Origin of the sequence: Butyrivibrio sp. M55 (assembly GCF_900116865.1) — a bacterium.
Lineage (GTDB): Bacteria > Bacillota > Clostridia > Lachnospirales > Lachnospiraceae > Butyrivibrio.
On the sequence record NZ_FPCD01000021.1, the window covers coordinates 30,396 to 53,488 of the forward strand.

Here is a 23,093-nt window from a genome sequence, read left to right on the forward strand (position 1 = left end):
TTTTTATTTTTATATGATGTTTAGAAACTATTAGTTCTCTTCCTGTTCCTGCTCTGCGATAACCTTATCGATATCTACAGAAACAACATCTCCGCTCTCGGCCTCTTCTTCCTTCTCAGGAGCGAACATAGCCTTGATTGAAAGGCTGATCTTCTTCTCCTCTTCATTGAAGTCTACAATCTTAGCTTCAACTTCCTGGCCAACCTTAAGTACGTCAGCAGGCTTCTCAACATGCTCCTTAGCAATCTGAGAAACATGAAGAAGTGCGTCGATACCGGGCTCAAGCTCTACGAATGCACCGAAATCAGTCATTCTTGCAACTTTACCGGTTACAACATTACCTACAGCATACTTAACTGTAGCGTCCTTCCAAGGATTCTCGTTGTCGAACTTTCTTGAAAGCGCGATCTTGCTGCCGTCGATGCTCTTAACGAGTACCTTAACAGTGTCACCGATCTTGAATGCTTTCTTAGGGCTCTCAACACGTCCCCAGCTCATCTCTGAAATGTGAAGAAGTCCGTCTGCTCCGCCAAGATCGATGAAAGCACCGAAATCTGTAACGTTCTTTACAACGCCTTCTACAACATCGCCAACTTTGATTGAATCAAAGAGCTTCTTAGCCTGCTCAGCCTTCTCTGCTGTAACAAGCATTCTTCTGTTACCGATGTATCTTCTTCTCTTAGGATTGTACTCAGTAACAACAAATTGGATCTCCTGATCCTGATACTTTGAGAGATCTTTCTCATAACTATCGGAAACAAGGCTTGCAGGTATGAAGATTCTAACTTCGTCAACAACAACTGTAAGTCCGCCCTCGAGAACCTGTACAACCTTAGCTGTAAGAACTTCCTTGTTATTGAAAGCTTCTTCGATTCTCTTGTTTCCTCTGTCGATAGCGAGTCGCTTGTATGAAAGAATAACCTGTCCATCTGCGTCGTTTGTCTTGAGCACTTTGACATCCATAGTGTCACCGACTTTGACTACAGTTGTAAGGTCAATACTGTTATCGTTGCTATATTCGTTCTTAGTCAAGATACCATCGGACTTGTAACCAATGTTAAGAATTATCTCGTCAGGCTTAACGTCAATAACAGTTCCCTCAACAACCTCCCCCGTGTGAATTGTTTTGAAAGATGCGTTAAGCAACTGTTCAAAAGTTTCTTCTGACATAATTCTGAACCTCCTCAATAATGTTCTTTGGGGTTGATGCCCCGGCGGTAATCCCCACTAGTTTAACCGCTTCCTTTCTCTCTAGATGCAAGTCATCCAGTGTCTGAATAAAATATGTTTTGGCACATTTCTGATTGCAAATTTCGTATAGTTTTCTCGAATTTGAACTATGTGCCCCTCCGATCACTATCATCACATCTGCCTTGGATGCAATGTCTTCTGCTTCGGACTGACGCTCGTCAGTAGCGTTACATATAGTATTCACAATATTAATATTGTAACCGTTATTCCCAAAGATTTCAACGGTTTCTTGAAATTTATTCTTGTTAAATGTAGTCTGAGAAACTATAGTATACTCTTTTTCTCGGTCACCACGGAACTTTTCGGCACTTTCGGGTGAATCGATAACAAAAACTTCACCATCGGCATAACTCACAATTCCCTCGACCTCGGGATGATTTGCACTTCCGACTACTATTATGGATTTGCCTTTCCCACTTTCCTCAGAAACTATCTTATGTATGCGCTTTACAAAAGGACATGTCGCATCAATGATCTCAAGCCCCGTCGCAGCTATTTTTTCATGAACTTCTCTGGTAACTCCGTGAGATCTTATAACTATTATCCCACTTTTTATTCCCTCAAGTTCATCAACGGACTCAATGACCTTGACGCCCTTTTCCTCCATATCTTTCACAACTATCTCATTGTGTATTATGGGGCCGTATGTGTATATATTCATTCCCGGATTATTCTTTATCTGCTCATAAACGGTATCTACCGCCTTTGTAACACCAAAGCAAAAACCCGCATGTTCAGCCAGGATTACTTCCATCTTTTTCCTTTCAAACGCCCTTATAGAGCTCAATAATCTTATCTTTAACTTCCTCGATCGTCATATCCGAAGAATCAAGAAATACCGCATCATCTGCCTGCTTAAGCGGAGATATCTCTCTGTGCATATCCCTGTAATCTCTGTCTATAATGTCCTTTTCGATTTCTTCGAGATTGCAATCAACCTTCTTTGCAACAAGTTCCTTGTATCTTCTCTCTGCGCGCACACGTGAGCTTGCTGTAAGATAAACCTTGAGATTTGCACCGGGAAGTACCACTGTTCCGATATCCCTTCCGTCCATTACGACATCAGTCTTCTCGGCGAGCTTCTGCTGAAGTTCCACAAGTTTCTCTCTCACGGCTGCGTTTACACTTATTGCGGAAGTCATGTTTCCTACTTCTTCTGTTCTTATAAGTCCATTTACGTTTTCGCCGTTTAAGTATACAACCTGCTCGTTGTTTTCATGCTTTATTGTAATATCGGCCTCTTTGCAAGAGCCGGCTACCTTTTCGCTTTCATCTGCACCAATTCCGTTTTTTAACATGTAAAGAGCCATTGCTCTGTACATAGCGCCTGTATCTACATAAATAAATCCAAGCTCCTGCGCAACCTTTCTTGCAATCGTGCTCTTTCCCGCTCCCGCAGGTCCGTCTATAGCAATACTTCTAGCCATTGTAACAATTTCCTCCTAAAATTAACCGTTCATTCCGGCGCTTTCTCCCGCAAGTCGTCCCGTAGACCATGCAACCTGCAGATTAAATCCTCCGGTCTCGGCATCGATATCCAAAACCTCTCCCGCAAAGAATAGTCCCTTAACGAGCTTTGATTCCATCGTTGAAGGATCTATCTCTTTTACATTGACACCACCTCTGGTGACTATCGCTTCATTAAAGTTTCGCGTGCCCACAACCGTCATCGGCACACTCTTTATGAGCTTTACAAGGCTTAGCCTTTCCTCTTTGGTGATATCATGAACCGCTTTTTCGGAATCGATACCTGAGAGATTAATCATAACAGGAATAAGCTTTGTTGGAAACAGTCCGCCCAAAGCATTCTTAAATTGCTTATTTATAGCACCTTCAAAATCCCTGAGAATCCTTTTATCAAGCTGTTCCTCGGAAAGAGCGGGCTTAAGATCAAGTAAAAGCCGTGCCTTTACATTTTCTTCATAGTGACAGCTCGCCGTTAAAACCAGCGGTCCGCTCACTCCAAAGTGTGTAAATAGCATCTCTCCAAAGCCGTCATATACAGGCTTGTCCGCTTTTTTCTTTTTACCGGCAGGCTTTTCTTTCTCTTCTTTTTGGGATAAAAAGAGCTTTAACCCGACATTCTTAAGTGACAGCCCCTGCAGATCCTTGCACCAGTCCTCTTCTATCACAAACGGAACAAGTGAAGGCACAGGTTTTACAAGCGAGTGTCCGAGATTCTTCGCAAACTTGTATCCGTCTCCCGTAGAGCCTGTCGAAGGATATGACACGCCTCCCGTGCACACTATCACACCGTCAAACTCTTCTCTTGTGATCGGGTCGCCTTTCTTTGAATATGTTATCGCAGAAACCACGCCTCCGCTACTTTCCACAGATAAAACTTCCGTGTCGAATATAACCTTTACACCGGCTTTTTTTACGGCATTGTAAAGAGTCCTTATTATATCGGACGAATGGTCTGAAACGGGAAATACTCTGTCTCCGCGCTCAACCTTCAGCTTACATCCGTTATTTTCAAAAAAGTCCATAACAGCGCTGTTATCATATCCGTACACTGCGCTGTACAAAAATCTCGGATTTCTTTTGACGTGTCCAAAAAAATCCGTGACATCACAAGCGTTTGTAACGTTGCAACGCCCCTTGCCCGTTATGTAGATCTTTTTCCCGGGCTTTTCATTCTTCTCAAAAACAGTGACGCTCGCGCTGCTCTCCGCAGCAGCAAGCGCCGCCATCATCCCGGCTGCCCCGCAGCCGATAACCGCTATTTTTTTCATATACTGCTAATCCTTAAACAAATCAAAACTAAACTTATGCCGGATTATCATCTTTTGTAATGATATTTCCGAGCATCATCGGATCGTCGGAAGCAAAATCTATCTCGTCGTTAAGATAAACCTGATAATTATTCCATGCCTCTTCCAGCATCTTAAGGTCCGCCTTCACCTCGTTCGGCCTTCTCATACAAAGCGCAACCACGAGGGCATTTATGACACTTAACGGTGCCACAAGCGAATCAACTATCGATGCCATCTCACTTCTTGCAAGAAGATTGCAGGAAGAATAGAGATTCATGGGTGAATGAACGGAATCCGTAATGGTTATAACCTTCGCATTCCTGTCATTGGCAAATTCCATGCACTTAAGAGTTCTCATGGAATATCTCGGGAAACTGATACCTATTATCGCATCCCTGTCGCCTATTCTTATCATCTGCTCAAACATTTCCGAGACACTTGTAGTTTTGATTATAACATTATTACCTCTGATCATGTTGAGATAAAAATGTAAAAAATCTGCCAAAGGCTCACAACTTCTTATACCAACTATATAAACCGTCCTCGCCTTTAAGATGATATCAACAGCCGTCTTAAAAGCCGCTACGTCTATATTGTTAATGGTATTCTCGATATTTGCCATATCGGACTGAAGGATTGTCGAAAGAATCTCACCTTCACTGCTTTTTCCAAACTTTCTTCCGACCTTTTCAACGGAGCCGAACTTGTCGCTCACCCACACCGAAAGCGCCTTCTGGAAAGCAGGATAGCCGTCATATCCAAGACTCATGGCAAATCTGACAACAGTAGACTCACTCATACCCACGATCTTGCCAAGCTCAGCAGCTGTCATAAACACAGCCTGCTCGTAGTGATCGCAGATATAAGTCGCAATCGACTTCTTGCCTTTACTCATCTTGGAGTAACATTCATTTATTCTTGTTATTACATCTTCATCATTTTCAAATTTCATAGACTGAATGCCTTATACGCCGATTCAAGCATAGAAACTGAAGTTGCCTCATCAAGATCGTAGTCACCTGTAACCGCCATGCAGCCTGCTCCGTGAATATAGATCCACATCTTCATAAAAAGCTGCTGTGCGTTGCTAATGCCATCATCAGACGCTCTTTTGATCTCTTTTACAACGTTCTCTTTTGAACCGTTTACAAGATCATACATACTCTTCTTCTCGTCACCCTGTTCGGATACAAAAAGAAGTTTAAATAAATAGGGGAATTTCTGGGCGAACCCAATATAAGCAAGACCGAGGTCCACAAACGGAACCTCATGATTTTTGGAACAATCGTTGTAGTAATCTTCATAGTATGCGGCCGCTTTGTCATAGACATCTTTCTTAAGCGCATCCATACTATCATAAATGCGGAAAATAGGCTGTGTTGAACACCCTGCCGCCGCTGCGAGCTTTCTTGACGTTATCTGCTCGAAACCTTCTCTCTTGGTAATCTTAAATGCTGCATTTACAATCTCTTTTTGCGTAATTGTCGCTTTCCTGGACATACAATCCCCTCCCAACATAATTCTGCATAGATTCATATAAAAGCATGCGTTATCATTTTACAGAATTAACGATAGAGTGTCAACGAATTTCACTACTGTCCAAACATTACCTGGTCTTTAAAAAGATTTCCTCATCAGCTGCAACTTTATCCAGAGGATATATCTGCATATACTCATCCATGAGACTCTTTGCACCTGCAAAATCTCCCTTATACTCATATGCACATATTCTGTTAAACATCAGTGCCTGCTGCACCGCGCTGTCATTAAGTCCTATCGCGGCATCAAAAGTAACGATTGCTTCCCCAAAAGCATTTCCCGCCTCTTCTTCATTTCCGGAATCCAGATAAAATCTGCCCTTGTTAATCTGGCACATACCAAGCTGATTACTGATATTTGCACTCTTTGAATTAGACTTCAAATATTCCTTATAAACACTGATAGCATAGTCATACTGCTGCAATCTCTCATAAGACTGGCCCAAAAGAAGCACTACAGACTCTTTCGTATCATGTCCGCCGTTCTCTTTGTTGGCTTTGCTGAGATAATTCTGCGCCTCAGCATCGTTTCCGAGGTAAAAATACATTTCACCCTTTTCGAAATTGGACATGGTCTTCTCGCCACTGTCAAGCGCATGCTGAAGTATGTTCTTTGCCTTGTCTTCCTTGCCGTTTTCAGCATATGCCTTATAGATCATTACTATCATGGAATAATCTTTGTCATTAAGACGGATTGCGCTGGTGAAATCGGCATCTGCGTTTTTCTCCTCACTTTCGCCCGCCTTAAGTTCGCATACTCCCCTGAGGTAATATGCGGTCGGATCTTTGTCTCGAAGACTCAAAATGGCATCATAGATTCCTTTTGCCCTGTTGAAATCCTCGAGTTTCATATATGCCTCGGCAAGGTAATAGTTGGTGTCAAAGTCCATGTCATCAACTATTCCGTCGTCCGCAGCAAGAGAAGCCAGAAACTCCTGTGCTGCCTCCTCATCTTTATCACTGTATAAGTATGCTATTCCTCTGCCCCTGTGGACAAGGCACGCGTCTTCACCGTCCTCTTCAGCTTTATCAAAACTTGCCAATGCTTTTGCATACTCATGACTGTCTATGTAAGCAAAACCGGCATCAATACCATGTCTGCCTGCAAAAGATCCGCATCCGCTCAGAGTAACAGAAATACATATTGCGCCCGCAATAATCCTGTACTTCACATTTAACCCCCTAATTATCCCAAATATGCAATAACCTCTACTTCACAAAGAACATCCTTGGGAAGCTTTTTAACTGCTACACAACTTCTTGCAGGTTTACCTGTGAAGTATTTCTCATATACACCGTTAAATGCCGCAAAATCACTCATCTCTGCAAGGAAACATGTTGTCTTTATAACATGCTCGTAGTCTGTTCCGGCTGCCTTCAAAATCTCACCGATATTCTGGCATACTCTCTCTGTCTGATCCTCAATAGTTGTTGTATCGATCTGGCCTGTTACGGGATTGATCGGAATCTGTCCCGATGCATAGAGGAATCCTCCTGCCTTTATTGCCTGTGAGTAAGGTCCGATAGCTGCCGGAGCCTTATCTGTAACAATGTATTCAATCGTATGTTCTTTCACTTTATAAATCCTCCTCAAAAAATATAGTTTTTCTATTTACTCGTTCTCGCCTCCAAATACTGCGGTAACGTAGAAACCTCTCGCGTTCTCCTCAACCTTTGTCACAACTCCCTCTCGCTCAAGCATGCGCTCTCTGAAAGGAAAATTACCCGACATGGCAAGTGACGGATCTATCGTATAATAATAATTGCTCGGAAGTACACCCTCCGTGACCGTGACATGATCACCTTCTTTTAACAGCCCCGGCCGTTCCATTTTAAATGACATTTCTCTAGACATTTTAACACTCCTGATCAGTCTTTTACAATCGCGTGCTGAAGCAAGTACTGATGCCATCTTTCGTAAGATGAAGCCTTCAAATGTATATCATCTGTAGATAATTCTTCTAACATGTTTCCGTTTTCGTCATCCACAGCTTCATTCATATCAAGGTAAAAAATATCTACGTTATTTGCCAACTGAGACAGAGCCTCATTTCTCTCATTTATTCTCTCGTTGTTAAATATCTTGTCCTTGCTGCTCTTATTCTCGGTAACATGCATGATGCTCTGTATATAAATTGTCGCATCAGGCTGAAGTTCCCTTATCCTGGCAATAACTTCCGCATACTTAGCAACAAACGTCTCCGTTGTACCGGTCCCAAGCTCGTTAAGACCAAGCATGATATAGATTTTGCCGTAAGGCTCATCCTTCTCAAGAGCCTCTTCAACAGTCATCTTCTTGCCTTCTTCATCCTTAAGGAAATCATTTTCAAGGACGCTGTAAATGCTCAGAGAAACCTTGGCATAGAACATTGCCTGCTCATCAAGTCCCTCACAGTACTCCGAAAGCCCTACGGTTCTTGAATCTCCTATAAAAAGAGCATCTGCAAAATAATCGTCCGTAACTTCCTTAAACGTAATTTCTTCAGGTGAAGAATCATTTCCCGAAACATCGTTTCCTGAGATATCATTGCCCGAAACATCGGCAAGCAGTGCAGCCGCATCGCCTATATCATCTTCCTTGGCAGCCATAACGCTTTCTTTATCAAAAATCTGCCAGGGCATAACGCCGTTCGAAATACCTTTTATCATGACAACAAAAAGAGGCTGTTCCGCAGGATCGTAATCCGCAGAATAATCAGCATAGATTGAGCCCTTCGCAACAAATGTCACAGCGGATATTATTATTGAAAATACCACCACGCCCGTCACCAGCGGACAAGTCTTAAAACAATTCATTACATACACTTTCTTCAGAATGCAAAATACATAAACGGATTACCTGCCGAATTAGTCAGACTGTAAACCGAAAACCAAAACAACACAAATAAACATATCATGATCAGAGGATTCTTCCTGTGATTTTCAAAAAACTTAAATACATGTGGAACCAGAAGAACCAATCCCACAGCCAAAAGACCTCCGTATATTCCAAGATTTTTTATATAATCATTGTTATTTACCGCGATGCCCGCTCCAAAGAACGGGAAAAGTCTCTTAAAGTAGTTCAAAAGCATCTCTGCATTGGATATCGCAAATATAACCCATGTAAGCGGTATAAGAACAAGTACGTTAAATCTTCCCACGATTGTCTTTAATACTCCGGGAAGCTTGAATACCACAAAACGCTCACACATTATTATTACAAAAAGAATAAGTCCCCACAAAATAAAATTGAGGGTTACTCCGTGCCAGAAGCCCGTAACAAGCCATACAACAAGAAGATTCAATACAATCCTTATTGCACTTACTCTGCTTCCGCCCATCGGGATATAGATATAATCCCTAAACCATGATCCAAGCGTTGCGTGCCATCTTCTGTAAAACTCGGAAACGCTTGCCGAACTGTACGGATGATCAAAGTTAACGACAAAAGGAAATCCGAGCATAACCGCAATTCCAGATGACATAAGTGAATATCCCCAGAAATCATAGAACAGCTGAAGTGAATAAGTCACCGCACCGATCCATGCAAACGGAGTTGAGATACTCTCATATCCAATTGTTCCGATTTCCTTCCAGAGCATAGCGTAGTGATCTGCAAGAAGAACTTTCATCGCAAGACCTACTATAAAATATTTAAGTCCGTCCTCGATATTAGCAAATATCTCTTCTTTGGAGCTCTTTGATGCTCCGGGAATAAGTTCGAGATTATCGCTGTAATCTGAGTAGCGCATGATAGGTCCCGAAACCACCTGCGGAAACATGCAAAAATAAGCCGCAACATCCTTAAAGAGCGGCTTAGAATCAATCTTACCGTTATATGAATCCGCCTGAAAAGAAATCATCTTGAAGGTATAGAAACTGATTCCGATAGGTATAAGGCTTCCGTCAACAAACTGCCCTAAGAGTTTAAATGTAACGAGCATAGCCGCATCAAAGATCACAATCAAAGCAAGAAGGACTTTCTTTTTCTTGCCCTCCACACTTCTGACCGCTCTAGCAAACAGATAGTTGACAACAACCGCTCCCAAAAGAGCCGGAAACATATTCAGGTTTCCGACAGAATCGATGCTTCCGACAACATAAAATATCAAGCTGCCCAAAAGCAGGGTCCACGTCCTGAATTTGACGGGAGTCACATAAAACACTATTAAAAACGCAGGTAAAAACCTAAAAATAAAAGTTATATTCGAAAAACTTATCATTTAACACATTTCCCAAAAATATTAATTGCCGGTGTTATCAGAGTCATCAGCATTATCCGTAGTACCTGTCTTACCGGTACCCGCATTGTTGATCTCTGCAAGTTTTGTCTTTGAAGACGTAGCACTCTGCGATTTAGGGAAATTACTGATGATCAGATCGTACTTCTCCTTCGCCTTATCAATGTCTCCATTATCATAATAAGAGTTTGCAAGGTAATAAATTATATTTACATCATCTTTATTATATTGATAAGCCTTTGCAAATTTCTCTATAGCAACCGTGTAATCTTTTTTCTTGTAAGCTTCTTTTCCGTCTTCATAGTAAATATTGGCAAGATGGGATCCGACTTTCTGCATGAGCGCACTGTAAAGTTCCTTAAACTCTGTAGAAACTTCCTTTTCGTTCTCATCAATATTTACTTTCTCAAGTGCAAGAGCAATACCGTCAATGTTGGTCGGATCTTCCATATAGATCTTAACCGCCTTCATAAGACATGTGCTCGCAGCATCCTGATTCTTGCCGACTTTCTCATTAAGATCGTCAAGCTGCTTCTTAAGCTTAGCGATCTGCTGCTCGTACTCTCCGATCTGAGCCGACTTTGAATCAGAAACTTCACTTATGCCGGTGATAGTTCTGTTATTATTTGATGTAATATTTTTTATCCTCTGAGGAAGTATCAAAAAGCAAGATACCGCAATTCCAAGTACGATACCAAGGACTATTCCCCAGATCGATCCAGACTTTGTAAGCGCAGACTGCTTACGAGGCTGGATTATCATCTCGTTTCCGCTGTTATATCTGATTGTCTCATTACTTCCGGATGATGCGGCATCAGATACAAGTTTGCCACCCTCTCCGGGAAGAAGCATGTTATCGGCTTCCTTGAGATACCTTCTTGCCATAAGATTTCCGGTATCAAGCTTAAGAACCTTCTGAGCCTCAACCTTAGCTCTGTCAAAGTTGCCGGCCTTAAGATATAAGAGCGCCAAAAGAAGGTGTGCCTTAATAAATCCGGGATTTAAGGAAAGCACCTTCTTAAGCTGTATTACCGCAAGATCCAAGCTGTCCTGACGGCAGTAATTATATGCAATATTAAACTTCTTTATAGTCTGATTGATGTCCTCAAGTTTAGCCGGACTGTTTCTGACCATATCCATATAGTCATCAGCAATATTGTCTTCGGGTCTGAAGTTCTTGCTGATAACCCATTCCGAAAGCGCAGCAACAACTTCGCCCATCTCATAATAAACAAGTCCCAACAGATTTCTCGCATCGATATTGTTCTTGTTCATCCTAAGGCTCTGCTGCAAAGACTCTATAGCCCCCGTTAAATCTCTGACTCCCGCTTTTTCAAGACCATCGTTATAAAAAAAGTTTGATAAGCTCTCAAGTTTTTTATATGTAGCGATAGCCATTACTTACTCCTTTTTGTACTCTCTGATTCTTGCTTAGCGTCCTTAAGAAGCTTTATAAGTACATCCGACATATCATCGAGATCCTGATTGTAGATAATGTCCTCTGCATCTTCAATTTCCAGACTGGGTTTGAACTTCTTAAGTTCCTCTTCAAAATTTATCATTATTCTTCCTCGTTTATAGCATCAGTTTAAGTTGTCCAGCAAGGTACAAAGAGCCTGCTGCAAAAACAACATCTTTTGACTTGCGAACAGTTATGACATCGGTTACCGCATCCCTTACATTGCTGTAATACTTGATGGGAACTCCGATAATATTGTGTTGTTCCTTACTGTCTTCAAAGGCACTCTTAAGATCCGATACAGAAACAGACCTCTCCGTTCCAAGGACAGTTACGAATATCGCGTCAAACGTTCCGCTTGTAAGCACTCTGTCTATAACGTCTTTGTACTGCTTATCCGCGACCATGCCAAACAACAGCATCTTTCTTCCTTCCGAATCAATTGCTGTTGCACATTTAATAAACGCTTCTATTCCGTCTATATTGTGAGCACCGTCAACATAGACACCCGGCCTTACTTCTTCCATTCTGGCATCCCATTTGGTACTCATAAGGCCTTCTCTGATGTCGAGTTCCGATATTTCAGCGCCTTTATCGCGCAAAATTTCTGCCGAAGCAATTGCCAAAGCGGCGTTTTCCGCTTGATATAGAGCTTCTGTAGTAACCTTTAACTCAACATAATTATCATATAAGGAATTATATGAAAAAGCAACGTATTTGTTCCCTGCTTCATCCTTCACAGTCTCCACATCCGTAATACTTTTTTCGTCTACGGACACAACTCTGGAATCCATCTCAAGGGCTTTGCTTTTGATAACTTCGCTGCATTCTTTTCTCTTGTCAAAAAATACCACAGGCACGCCTTTTTTGATTATGCCTGCCTTCTCTCCCGCAATCTCGGGAAGTGTATCTCCAAGGTACTGCATATGATCGTAGCCTATCTCGGTAATAACACAAAGAAGTGGTGATTCCACGGAATTAGTTGCATCAAGCCTTCCGCCGAGTCCCGTCTCCATTACAAGATAGTCCACAGAATATACATCATATAAAAGCATCGATTCAAAGAATAAGAACTCGAAGTACGTCGGGAAATACTCACCGTTTTTGTACTCCATGATCCTTTTTAACAATTCGATAAAGACTTCCGAAAAGACACCGTCGGTCACCATTTTGCCGTCGATGCAAAATCTTTCGTTAATCTTCATAAGATGCGGAGATGTAAACATTCCGACTTTATATCCCGCTTTCATCAGGATATTTGACAGATAGCTGCACACGGAACCTTTTCCGTTTGTGCCTGCCACATGAATTATTTTCATGTTCTTGTCCGGATTTCCCAAAAAGGCCAGAAAATCCTTTGTATCTTCGATTGTATGTTTATCGGTAAAACCGGGAACAGTATTCAGAAACTCCTCACACTCTCTGATATCCAACTTTTCATCGTTGTCCGAGCGCCTGATAAACTCCTCCACTTTTTTCATTAATTCGTTATGCATAATCACACCACTAAGCTTTAACTCGATTATCTAAGAATACTACCCGCATCCCCCAATGCGGGTAGCATCTGTATATTTAATTACTTTGCCAGCTGTTTAAGTCTTTCTGTAATCTGGTCGTATGTCTGCTGGTACTTCTGCTGTTTCTCTTTTTCCTCTGCGATCTTATCCGCAGGAGCCTTTGCAAGGAACTTCTCATTGCTGAGCATGTTCTGTGAACGCTTAAGCTCTCCCTCAAGTTTCTTCTGTTCCTTGGTAAGACGCTCTATTTCTGCTGAGATATCAACGAGGTCAGAGAAAGGAATATATACGGTAGCTTCCGCAAGTACAACGGAAACCGCATCATCCGCAATGCCGTCCTTATTCTTCTGGCATACGGACTCTGAAGCATACGCAAGTGATTCAAAGAAAAGCTTACCTGTTGTGAAGATATCAAGCACTTCATCGTTGTCACTTACAACAAATACTTTAGCCTTTCTTGAAGGAGCAACGTTCATCTGTGTACGAACGTTACGGATTCCTCTTACGGCTTCCTTAATTGTCTCGATAGCCTTCTCATCGGATGCAAAATTCCACTCATCCTTGTATACCGGCCAGTCTGATATCATGATCGACTCTTCTTCATCCTGAAGTGTACAGAAAATCTCTTCTGTAATGAAAGGCATGTAAGGATGAAGGAGCTTGAGCGCATTTATAAGCACTGTCTGAAGTGTCCAGAGAGCTGCCTTGTGAGACTCTTTGTCATCCGAATTGTAGAGACGTGGCTTAACCATCTCGATATACCAGTCACAGAACTCATCCCAGATAAAGTCATAAACCTTCTGAACCGCAATTCCAAGTTCGAAGTGATCCATGTTATCCGTTACTTCTTTAATGGTATTGTTGAGCTTAGAAATGATCCATTTATCAACAGGCTCAAGTCCCACAGGTGCAGGCTGATGGATAGCACTCTTTTCGCCATCCTCCATGTTCATCATGATAAATCTTGAAGCATTCCAAACCTTATTTGCAAAGTTACGGCTGTTCTCAACTCTCTCATTATAGAAACGCATGTCGTTACCGGGCGCGTTACCTGTGATAAGTGTGAGTCTGAGCGCATCGGCACCGTAGTTCTCGATAATATCAAGAGGATCGATACCGTTTCCGAGTGACTTACTCATCTTTCTTCCCTGAGAATCTCTTACAAGACCGTGGAAAAGAACTGTCTTGAACGGGAATGTTCCCATATTCTCATAACTTGAGAAGATCATTCTGATAACCCAGAAAAAGATAATGTCATAACCTGTTACAAGTACGTCTGTAGGGAAGAAGTACTTAAGGTCTTCAGTTTCATTGGGCCATCCGAGTGTCTCAAAAGGCCAGAGAGCTGATGAGAACCATGTATCAAGAGTATCGGGATCCTGTGTAAAGTGAGTCTTACCGCACTTAGGGCATACTGTAGGAGCCTCTTTTGATACAACAACTTCTCCGCACTCGTCGCAGTAGTATGCAGGGATTCTGTGTCCCCACCAGAGCTGTCTTGAGATACACCAGTCACGGATGTTATCTGTCCAGTTGAAATATGTCTTCTCCATTCTCGGAGGAATAAGCTTGATATCGCCGTCTTTTACAGCCTTAACAGCGGGCTTAATGAGCTCGTCCATCTTAACGAACCACTGTGCCTTAACCATAGGCTCAACTGTTGTGTGGCAACGGTCGTGTGTTCCTACATTGTGAGAATACTCCTCAATCTTAACAAGAAGTCCCATCTCATCAAGCTCTTTTACAATAGCTTCTCTTGCCTCATATCTGTCCATTCCGGCAAACTTTCCGCCGTTGGCATTGATAGTGGCATCGTCGTTTAATATATTGATAACTTCAAGGTTATGACGTCTTCCGACTTCAAAGTCGTTAGGGTCATGAGCGGGTGTGATCTTAACTACACCTGTACCAAATTCCATATCAACATAAGAGTCTTCTACGATAGGAAGCTCTCTGTTTACTATAGGAAGAAGTACCTTCTTGCCCTTGAAGCTCTTGTATCTTTCATCATCAGGGTTAACGGCAACAGCTGTATCTCCGAGCATTGTCTCGGGACGTGTTGTTGCGAACTCGATGAACTCAGTCTTTGAAACAGTTCCGTCTTCATCGATAACAGGATACTTGATGTGCCAAAGATGTCCTGCCTGCTCCTCGTACTCTACCTCTGCATCAGAAATAGATGTCTTACAGATAGGGCACCAGTTTACGATACGGCTTCCTTTATATATGTAGCCCTTGTTATACATCTTAACGAAGACTTCGTTGACAGCGTCATTACAGCCATCATCCATTGTGAAACGCTCTCTGTCCCAGTCACATGAAGAACCAAGCTTTTTGAGCTGGGAAATGATGGTTCCGCCGTACTCTTTTTTCCACTGCCAAGCTCTCTCAAGGAACTTCTCTCTGCCAAGATCTCTCTTGTCGATTCCCTCAGCCTTGAGCGCATCAATGATCTTAACCTCTGTCGCAATACTCGCATGGTCGGTTCCCGGCTGCCAAAGTGCATTATATCCCTGCATTCTCTTATAACGAATAAGGATATCCTGCATTGTATTATCAAGGGCATGTCCCATGTGGAGCTTACCTGTGATATTCGGGGGTGGAATTACGATAGTAAAAGGTGTATTGCTTTTATCCACCTCAGCATGGAAATATTTCTTTTCCTCCCATTTGGAGTAGAGTCGGCCTTCGATACCCTTGGGATCATAGGTCTTGGCAAGTTCTTTGTTCATAGTCTTCTCCTTCTTCTAAAAATATAAAAGTCCCTAACAGAATTAATCTGTTAAGGACGTCAATAACGTGGTACCACCTTAATTCACAGAAGATCATACAGACTCTTCTGCCTCATTTCGCATCATTCAATGCCACATCTTTTAACGCAGATGACGCGGGAACACTTTTGGAAACAATTTACTCTGTTTCCTTTCTTGGTGTCCGGTTCAGAAGCTACCTTCCACACACTGCAAGCCTGTATCCTCTCAGCGCGATTTCATCGCAGATACATTCTCTTTAGACCGCAAGTTGTATGTACTCCTCTTCCTCACAACCTTTGAATTATTGTTTGATTTTTAGCTTATCAAACAAGGTATGGCTTGTCAACATTGCTTGAAGAGTTGGGAGTATGATTTTAAAAAAGGATAATTTGCAGAATAAAAGCGTGAAGGAGCTATCCTAGGTTCTTTCACGCTTTATTGAAAAAATCTATAATTGATAAATAGCTTTACCAATCAACACCAGTTATTATCTCATTCTTTCTTGTTTTATAAATAGATTTATCTTTTTCATCGTCTATTGAATATATATGTATAACCGTCTGAGATATCTGCCCAAACCAATCCTTTTTATATTTTAAATACACAAATGATTTATCATCTGGTGAAATTTTTATTGTTGGTGAAAAGTCCTTTACTGAAAGCAATTCTTTCTCCGAATTATTCCTTAAATCATATATAGAAACCATATGATCATGTCGTTCACAGATAACATAATCCCCTTCAGAAGAAATATCAAAATAATTAATATTATCTTTTATCTTTGTATCCTCTTTAGTTTCAACATTGTATGATTTCAAGCACAACGATTCAATATAATATATACACTTCTCATCCTTAGTGATTGAAAAATTAAAATTCTCGTGATATCCCTCTGTTACCAATATTACCGTTTCATTATTTGTCATTAAATCAAACTTATAAATAGCAGTTTTTTCTTCTTCACCTTCTAAAAAAACATCTGCATAATACACAGCCGTCTTATCCGCATTCACTTGAACCGTCTGTTCACCAATATATATTTTCAGCTCATTCAACTTATTAATACTATTCTTTAAAGCATCATATATAGCCAGATAATATGCACCGTTTTCGTCCTTCAAAATCCCAATATACTGTTTATTTCCAATAGATGAGTGATTTGAAAAACGTCCATGATACGCTATGTCATTTTCCCTATCGCAGAAAAAATGCTGCTCTTTTTTATCTTTCAACGTATATCCGCACCACGACATGCCATCTGTTTTCCCCTCGTCAATTCTCATACAAGAAATCACTCCGCACATTACAAATACTGATAACGCAAGTACAATTATTTTTTTCATTACTTATGTCTAATCTCCCTATTAAAAAATGCAATAACATAGTAAAAGAATTATCCACATTCGTTCGCGTACGCATCTTCTAAATCCGTCATAAAGCCATAGTACCATCCTGGGTGTTCGCCTCTTTTTATCGAATCAACTATCCTGTTATAAGTTACATTTGGCGCTGTTCCAAACCAATCAAATTTATTTGGTGCAAAATCTAAATTTGCAGCCGCCAATATTGTTTGGACACATTGATTACAATTATTGGCCAAAACATGATACGCAACCTTATCATTCTGATATTTTGCTCTTTGCTTCATTGCTTCTGCATACATTAGTTCTCCTTGCTCATTATTTATTGGAATATATACAAAATTAGTATATGGATCGTTTACATTTCCGCTTCGGTTATTATATGTATCGTGAATTATATAATTATCATTTACAAGAGTCTCATATGACATCGACTTTTGGTTGCCATTGTCATCTATTGTAGTTCCTAACCATCCACTAATCAATCCGTTAGGAGTCGGATCAACTCCACCTCCTATAGAAAACACATCACATTGTCCATCTTCTTTTACTAAAGCAATCGCAGCATGTCCCTGCCAAACTGCTCCATCGCCGCTTAACAAATATACCGCCCCAACATAATCAGATTCAGCTTTTGGAGTTCCTGCCATATTTGTAGTTCCCGCCAAACATCCCGATGAAATATTGGTATTGTTACTAGCATAAGAATTAAATCCAATCTCCTCCCATCTATTATAATTCTTTTTCTTATCATCTACCCAATTATTAAACTTCTGCGTAGTTTTTGCCGCCCAATTAGGCAAATTACCATTGCTATCAACTACACCAACCGGATTGCCCCAGCAATAGCCATAATGATTGATTGTAAACGGACTATCCTTGAATCCCTTTACTTTATCTTCAGACTGAAATCTTCCATTATCAGCACTATAGTATCTTGCCTGCGCAAACTTAAGTCCTGATACTTCATCTTCCTGATAGCCGGTGAATGCGAATGGCTGGATTATGTTGCCCTGCTTAGTGTATCCGTGTTTCTTCTGTTTTCCTGTAAACGGATCTATGTTTCTTCCAAAATCATCAAAGGCATATGAACTTACAGCCACCCCGTCTGTACCTGTCATGTACATAGGCGAGCCCAGTTCATCCTGAAGGTAATAGTAGTTGTTTCCGCTCTTTGACATTGAGATTACGTTATTATCGTAAACAAAACTCTCTGTCTCTCCATTTACTGTTCTTTCAAGAAGGTTATAGTAATCCTTTGAAAGATCGCAGAGGTACTCGATTTTCTCTTCAGGTCTTATGGATGCTACCCTGAATCCAAGTCCGTTATAATGGTTTTCAAGTTCTCCCTTGTCCTTATCAACTACCTTTGAGAGCATATTCGTAGCATCAAAAGTAAAGGTCTTCTGTAAGAGACCGTCTATGAACTCTTTTGTCTGGTTGCCACGCTTATCGTAATCGTAGGTCTTGAGGATTGCCTGAGAGTTATTAAGTTCCTTAGCTTCTACAAGTCTATCAAGGACATCGTATGTGTAAGATGTCTTTGTATCAGTTTCAGACATGCTTGTTCTGTTACCGAACGCATCGTATTCGTAATACGCTTTTGTTATTCCGTCGTGCGTTGTCTTTGTAAGACGTCCGATAGCATCATAGCTGTATTCATATCTTCCGGATACCTTATCAAGGCCGCGTCTGTTTCTATCGATACCAGTGATAAGGCCAGAATTATCATATGAATAGAAATACTTATCAAGTACGCCCTGCTTATCGGTACTTGTCATACTTTCAAGATTTCCACCGGGCATGTATGTATAAGCCTAGCTTACACCATTAGCAAAATTTTTGCTTACAAGTCGGCCTATCTCATCGTAAACATAGGTTGTCTCTTCGCCATTTCCGATTACGCTACTGAGCTGAAGCTTATCGTCGTAATTATAAGAAACTACTTTTCCATCAGGATATGTAAGTTTTGTTCTCTCACCTGTAGCACCATACTCATAAGCTACAGTCCTGTTCTTAAAGTCTGCTACCTTTGTAAGTCTGCCAAGGATATCATTCTCAAGGATTGTCTTTCCGTACCAGTCATTTATCTGACTTAACTGGTTAAGCTCGTTATATGAGAATGCAACACTTCTTCCGTCAGCATATCCTACATTTGTTACTACGCCGGCATTGTTGTATTACTGTTGATGGCGAATATATTATAAAGTTCTGATAATCGAGTAGAATACGATTAATCTTTCTACTTGTCTATGAGCCGCTGACATAATTCATATCAGCGGCTCTGCAATAGAGAAATACCCAGACAGCTTCGCTATATGCTGGAAGTTGTCTGGAAAATTCATCTTATTTGATTATCCTTCGATCACAATACCATTTCTCTTTAGTTCATCATACAAAGCACTCATATCCTCAAATATAGCAATTTGTATAGGCACTTCCCTGTCTCTTGTCACAACAACAAATTTACCATCCATAAAAAAGCACTTACTAATATCACTATACTTAATTGTCTTGAAATATAATCCGGCATGTATCACAAACTTGCTCTCTTTAACCACTATCGAACTCTTAATAATCAAATTCAGAAAAAATCCCATAGCTGCTACTACTGAAAGAAATGTAACGACATTTATTATAGCTTCAAAAATGTTTTCTCCTGCAAGAGCTCTGAATAATCTTGGTGAACATGCCGCTGCGGAAGCAAACATTGCAACCATTATTCTATTAAGATTGCCATTTTTGCAGCCTTTAATTTTAATTTTTTCCATTATGTCTTCAATCCTCTTCAAAAAATGTTATATTCATTGCCCTATAACTCACTATATTTCCACTCAAATATCATCAACACGTTGAAGTTTTTTTCTTTCAGTCAGATATCTACACCAAGTATTATAATTTTCCCACCCCTCATTCGGATGCTCAAGCAATTTTATCTTTTTACCACGATAATATATTACTGTTTGCTGAAATCTTGATCCTTTAACAACGCGGTAAAACTGCTCGACCTTGTCAAGCTCATACACATTAAATGTATATTTTTCCTTGTTTAAAACCCTAATTGATATATTGTCATCGTTAATAATAATACGTGTCGATCCAAGTGCTAATAGAAATATAATTATTGCAACTATAACAGGTGTAAATCCAAAAACAAATATAAGAATCATCTCAATAACATATGATGTATCGTGTATAATAATGCTTTCTTTGATATTCTTAATGCCTTCTTGGTATATTATTGCCGCTAAAAATAGTACTGCTCCAATAAGAACGTAACCTAGTTTTATAAATTTAGGTTTCAAAATTATATTTGTGCTCATACTATGCATCACTCTCCTGATTTTTTTCAACCTGAATAGACAAATACTTCATTCCTTGGCCAATTGGCCCATCTTTCAAAAGATTTCTTGCATCAAGATGTCTTGATATCTTGAGTTCTGCTTCAAGCGCTAATATTCGTCTTTTCTTTAGTTTAGCCAATTTTCTTTCTACTTTTTCATTACTTCCGCCGCACTCTTCCAAAAACCTCGTATACTTACTGATTCCTTCATCAATTTCCGATAATGAAAGTCTTGTTTTTTCATCAGTGTATGTTCCCATTTTCTTGCTAACTTCTTTTTTTACTTTAGATGTATCCAAAACATCCCAATCATGCCTATGCGTTAAAGCAGCAATTGCTGTATTAACCGCAAAATCGCCCATAGTCTCCGAAAGTGATATTTCTTCTTTATTCACTATTTTACTAAAAATACTACCTACCGTATCTACTCCCCCCTCTATAGCTCCGGATACCAAACATCCTAACGGTTTCGCCATTTTACTAACAAATCTGACACCGCTACCTGATACAGTTTTAACGACAGCCTTACCCAATTCTGAAATATAACCGCTTGCAAGCCCTGTTATCAAGCCAGTTACTGCAGATACAGCAATTGATGTTTTATCAATTGTTTTATTTGCTTCCGCAAATGTTGTAGCATTTGAGGTTAATAATTGCATACCATAATCAGTCCCTGCTCCTACAGTAGCTCCAACAGCACCAGATATTGTAGTAGCAACTAGGGGGCCTCCCACACCAGCAGTAGCAAATGTAACTGCCGCGCCTAACAGAATTGCACCACCAATAACTGCAGCCCCCACAACTTTCGGATGATTATTAAGCCATTCTACAGGATTAGGAAATCGTCCGTTTAAATCGGAATAGTCTATTGGATTATTCCAACAATACTCATAATGATTCTGAGTTTCAGGTACTAATAGTAATCCTTCAATCTGGTCTTCCCCAACAAATCGTCCATTATCAGTACTGTAGTATCTTGCCTGTGCAAATTTTAATCCTGATAGCCTGTAAATGTAAACGGCTGAATGATGTTGCCAGCTCTCGTGTAGGCATGCTTTTGATTTTTATCACTTCTCTTTCCAGTAAACGGATTGATGTTCCTTCCAAAGTCATCGAATGCATATGCGCTTGCTATAACTCCGTCTGTACCTGTCATGTACATTGGTGAGCCAAGCTCATCCTGAAGATAATAGTAGCTGTTTCCTGCCTTTGACATTGACACTACGTTGTTATCATAGACAAAGCTTTCCTTCTCGCCGTTTATTGTACGCTCAAGAAGATTGTAGTAATCCTTTGAAAGATCGCAAAGGTACTCTATTTTCTCCTCAGGTCTTATGGATGCTACTCTAACCCCAAGACCATTGTAAATATTTTCAAGTTCTCCGTTGTTTACATCAACTATCTTTGAAAGCATATTTGTAGCATCGTAAGTAAAGGTCTTCTGAATGCGACCGTCAATATATTCTTTTGTCTGGTTACCACGCTTATCATAAGCATAGTTCTTCCTTATTGCCCAACTGCTATTAAGCTCGTTTGTCTCTATAAGTCTGTCAAGGACATCGTATGTATACGTTGTCCTTGTTTCAGCTTCAACAAGGCTTGTCCTATTTCCGAAGGCATCATACTCGTATGCTGACTTAGGAATTCCGTTAAATGAAGACTCTTTGAGCCTTCCAAGTACATCATAACTGTATGTATATCGGCCTGAAACTTTGTCAAATCCACGTCTGTCCCTATCAATCTCACCAATAAGTCCTACCGCGTTGTAAGAATAAAAGTATTCATCAAGAATCCCTTCTTTGTCGCTACTTATCATGCTCTTAAGCTTTCCACCAGGCAGGTACTCATAAATCTGCTTTACACTGTTTGGTAAAAGCTTCTCAATGATTCTTCCCACCTCATCGTAAGTATATGAAGTTGTTTCGCCTCCGCTCACAATACTCTCAAGCTGAAGCTTGTCGTTGTAATTATATAAAACTTCTTTTCCGTCAGGATATACGAGCTTTGTTCTTTCACCTGTAACGCCATACTCGTATGCTACAGTCCTGTTCTTAAAGTCTGTTACCTTTGTAAGACGTCCAAGAACATCGTTCTCAAGAGTTATCTTTCCGAGCCAGTCATTTATCTCTTTGAGCTGATTAAGCTCATTGTATGCAAATGATACAGATTTTCCGTCTGAATATGTGACGTTTGATACACTTCCCAGAGCGTTATAGCTATAAGTTGTCTTATAGTTATCCCTATCAGTCTTTGCAAGAAGTCTTCCGTACTGATCGTATTCATATGTTTCAACCTGCCCAAGAGCATTTGTTACGCTTGTAAGCTGACCTGCAAAGTTATAATTGCATACGGTTACATGACCGTCTTTCCCAACTGTAGGCATGTATTCGTCTGTCTTCTCTTCAAGGTTTATTCTTCCTTCAACTCTATGTATGACCTTAAGGTTATCAAGGCTGTCATATGTATAGGCTGTCTCATTTCCAAGAGCATCTACTACGCTCTTAAGACGGCCTGTAGCTGTATATGTATAAAGAGTTGTGCTATTTCCATCAATTACCTTTGTAGCTCTTCCAAGTGCGTCATACTCATATTCAACACACCTTCCGTCTGAGCCTGTTACTTTATTTACTCTGCTTAAGGCATCGTAACCATAGTTAATCTCATAACCGTCAGCAAATTTTCTTGTCTTTACTCTTCCTGCTTCATCATATGTAAGTTCCTGCTCTGTCACACCACAGAGGCTTACTGATGTAAGTCTTTTTCCGTCTGTATAAGTAAATCTGCGCACCCTTCCAGCTGCATCAGTGATCGAATCTATAAGATCCATTTTGGTGTATTTGTAAGATACTTCATTTCCAAGTGCGTCCGTTTCCTTTGTCACTCTGTTCAAAA

Annotated in this window: 20 protein-coding genes and 2 pseudogenes; all 22 read right to left on the reverse strand. The window is 40.5% G+C overall.

Going from position 1 to position 23,093, the window contains the following annotated elements; genetic code table 11:
• Positions 1-30 precede the first annotated feature (30 nt).
• A complete protein-coding gene (gene rpsA / locus BM398_RS15435) occupies positions 31-1,170 on the reverse strand; it encodes a 30S ribosomal protein S1 (protein ID WP_026654116.1) in 1,140 nt (379 codons plus the stop codon).
• Entirely contained in the window at positions 1,151-2,005 is an 855-nt protein-coding gene (gene ispH, locus BM398_RS15440) for a 4-hydroxy-3-methylbut-2-enyl diphosphate reductase (protein ID WP_026654115.1), read from the reverse strand. The genes rpsA and ispH overlap by 20 nt, the downstream gene beginning before the upstream one ends.
• 10 nt (positions 2,006-2,015) lie before the next feature.
• Positions 2,016-2,678: a (d)CMP kinase gene (gene cmk / locus BM398_RS15445; RefSeq protein ID WP_092338985.1), complete on the reverse strand. Its 663-nt coding sequence runs from the start codon at positions 2,676-2,678 to the stop codon at positions 2,016-2,018.
• A gap of 21 nt (positions 2,679-2,699) precedes the next feature.
• Complete coding sequence (locus tag BM398_RS15450) at positions 2,700-3,986, reverse strand: BaiN/RdsA family NAD(P)/FAD-dependent oxidoreductase (protein WP_092338987.1); 1,287 nt, start codon at positions 3,984-3,986, stop codon at positions 2,700-2,702.
• A 34-nt stretch (positions 3,987-4,020) separates the two neighbouring features.
• A complete protein-coding gene (locus BM398_RS15455) occupies positions 4,021-4,959 on the reverse strand; it encodes a MurR/RpiR family transcriptional regulator (protein WP_092338990.1) in 939 nt (312 codons plus the stop codon).
• Positions 4,956-5,507, reverse strand: a complete 552-nt coding sequence (locus tag BM398_RS15460; protein WP_026515001.1) for a TetR/AcrR family transcriptional regulator — start codon at positions 5,505-5,507, stop codon at positions 4,956-4,958. The genes BM398_RS15455 and BM398_RS15460 overlap by 4 nt, the downstream gene beginning before the upstream one ends.
• Before the next feature lie 106 nt (positions 5,508-5,613).
• Positions 5,614-6,717, reverse strand: coding sequence for a tetratricopeptide repeat protein (locus BM398_RS15465; protein WP_092338992.1), 1,104 nt, complete (start codon positions 6,715-6,717; stop codon positions 5,614-5,616).
• A 14-nt stretch (positions 6,718-6,731) separates the two neighbouring features.
• The gene (locus BM398_RS15470; RefSeq protein WP_092339014.1) at positions 6,732-7,106 is read right to left on the reverse strand and encodes a RidA family protein; all 375 of its coding nucleotides are present in this window, start codon (positions 7,104-7,106) and stop codon (positions 6,732-6,734) included.
• Between the two features lie 51 nt (positions 7,107-7,157).
• Complete coding sequence (locus BM398_RS15475; protein ID WP_026654108.1) at positions 7,158-7,400, reverse strand: hypothetical protein; 243 nt, start codon at positions 7,398-7,400, stop codon at positions 7,158-7,160.
• A 14-nt stretch (positions 7,401-7,414) separates the two neighbouring features.
• On the reverse strand, positions 7,415-8,341 hold the full coding sequence (locus tag BM398_RS15480) for a GDSL-type esterase/lipase family protein (protein WP_092338994.1): 927 nt from the start codon (positions 8,339-8,341) through the stop codon (positions 7,415-7,417).
• A gap of 14 nt (positions 8,342-8,355) precedes the next feature.
• The gene (locus tag BM398_RS15485) at positions 8,356-9,648 is read right to left on the reverse strand and encodes an MBOAT family O-acyltransferase (protein ID WP_242949830.1); all 1,293 of its coding nucleotides are present in this window, start codon (positions 9,646-9,648) and stop codon (positions 8,356-8,358) included.
• Positions 9,649-9,771: 123 nt separating this feature from the next.
• On the reverse strand, positions 9,772-11,166 hold the full coding sequence (locus BM398_RS15490; RefSeq protein ID WP_092338998.1) for a tetratricopeptide repeat protein: 1,395 nt from the start codon (positions 11,164-11,166) through the stop codon (positions 9,772-9,774).
• Complete coding sequence (locus tag BM398_RS17280) at positions 11,166-11,330, reverse strand: hypothetical protein (protein WP_034461884.1); 165 nt, start codon at positions 11,328-11,330, stop codon at positions 11,166-11,168. Before BM398_RS17280 ends, BM398_RS15490 begins: the two co-directional genes overlap by 1 nt.
• A 13-nt stretch (positions 11,331-11,343) precedes the next feature.
• A complete protein-coding gene (locus BM398_RS15495) occupies positions 11,344-12,723 on the reverse strand; it encodes a bifunctional folylpolyglutamate synthase/dihydrofolate synthase (protein WP_092339000.1) in 1,380 nt (459 codons plus the stop codon).
• 80 nt (positions 12,724-12,803) lie between these two features.
• Positions 12,804-15,476, reverse strand: coding sequence for a valine--tRNA ligase (locus tag BM398_RS15500; protein ID WP_092339002.1), 2,673 nt, complete (start codon positions 15,474-15,476; stop codon positions 12,804-12,806).
• 488 nt (positions 15,477-15,964) lie between these two features.
• Positions 15,965-16,840 (reverse strand): hypothetical protein, encoded by an 876-nt coding sequence (locus BM398_RS15505; RefSeq protein ID WP_092339004.1) that lies wholly within the window; start codon positions 16,838-16,840, stop codon positions 15,965-15,967.
• A 50-nt stretch (positions 16,841-16,890) separates the two neighbouring features.
• Positions 16,891-18,639 carry an RHS repeat domain-containing protein gene (locus tag BM398_RS15510; RefSeq protein WP_175531983.1) on the reverse strand — a complete coding sequence of 583 codons (1,749 nt, stop codon included), beginning with the start codon at positions 18,637-18,639 and terminating at the stop codon, positions 16,891-16,893.
• A gap of 573 nt (positions 18,640-19,212) precedes the next feature.
• Positions 19,213-19,629, reverse strand: coding sequence for a hypothetical protein (locus BM398_RS15520; RefSeq protein WP_092339008.1), 417 nt, complete (start codon positions 19,627-19,629; stop codon positions 19,213-19,215).
• A gap of 63 nt (positions 19,630-19,692) precedes the next feature.
• Positions 19,693-20,181, reverse strand: a complete 489-nt coding sequence (locus tag BM398_RS15525) for a hypothetical protein (RefSeq protein ID WP_092339010.1) — start codon at positions 20,179-20,181, stop codon at positions 19,693-19,695.
• A gap of 1 nt (position 20,182) precedes the next feature.
• Positions 20,183-21,001, reverse strand: coding sequence for a hypothetical protein (locus tag BM398_RS15530; protein WP_242949831.1), 819 nt, complete (start codon positions 20,999-21,001; stop codon positions 20,183-20,185).
• Between the two features lie 105 nt (positions 21,002-21,106).
• Positions 21,107-21,214, reverse strand: a pseudogene (locus tag BM398_RS17660) (hypothetical protein); the annotation flags it as partial.
• Positions 21,193-23,093: pseudogene (locus tag BM398_RS15535) on the reverse strand (RHS repeat protein); the annotation flags it as partial. The pseudogenes BM398_RS17660 and BM398_RS15535, both read right to left, overlap by 22 nt.